This window comes from uncultured Winogradskyella sp., assembly GCF_947498345.1.
GTDB lineage: Bacteria > Bacteroidota > Bacteroidia > Flavobacteriales > Flavobacteriaceae > Winogradskyella.
Genome location: NZ_CANMJY010000027.1, coordinates 1 through 876, shown reverse-complemented (window position 1 = coordinate 876; position 876 = coordinate 1). Strand labels below are relative to the sequence as shown.

At 48.2% G+C, this 876-nt stretch carries 1 pseudogene; it reads right to left on the bottom strand.

Annotation, left to right across the window (positions count from 1 at the left end):
- A pseudogene (locus tag Q0912_RS17460) lies at window positions 1-876 on the bottom strand (hypothetical protein); the annotation flags it as partial.

Below are 876 nucleotides of genomic sequence, written 5' to 3'. Positions count from 1 at the left end.
AGAAGATTCACCTATAGCCATAGATCCTGTTCCTGCTGCCGTTGTTGTTGAATTTATTCCGATAGCTACAGAACGCTCTCCATTAGCCACACCTTGCGATAAAGCCATGGCTTCTGTTCCTGTTGCCTGACCATCCCAGGCAAAAGAATTCTCGCCTGATGCCGTGCCTCCGGTTAAAGCTACAGAACTATCGCCTGTTGCATTGGCAAAAGAACCTGCAGCCAGAGAAGCACCTCCTGATGCAGTACTCTGCTGACCGATTGCAGTAGCATAATCCCCTGACACATTAGTGAAATATCCATAAGCATGACCATTAACACCACTAGCCTGAGATGATTCACCTATAGCCATAGATCCTGTTGCTGCTGCTGTTGTTGCAGAATTTATTCCAATAGCTACTGAACGCTCTCCGTTAGCCACACCTTGTGATAAAGCCATGGCGTTTGTTCCTGTTGCCTGACCATCCCAGGCAAAAGAATTCTCGCCTGATGCCGTGCCTCCGGTTAAAGCCACAGAACTATCACCTGTTGCATTGGCAAAAGAACCTGCAGCTAGGGATGCGCCTCCTGAAGCTGTACTCTGCTGACCGATTGCTGTCGCATAATCCCCTGATACATTTGTGAAATACCCATAAGCATGGCCATTAACACCACTAGCCTGAGAAGATTCACCTATAGCCATAGATCCTGTTCCTGCTGCCGTTGTTGTTGAATTTATTCCGATAGCTACAGAACGCTCTCCATTAGCCACACCTTGCGATAAAGCCATGGCTTCTGTTCCTGTTGCCTGACCATCCCAGGCAAAAGAATTCTCGCCTGATGCCGTGCCTCCGGTTAAAGCCACAGAACTATCACCTGTTGCATTGGCAAAAGAACC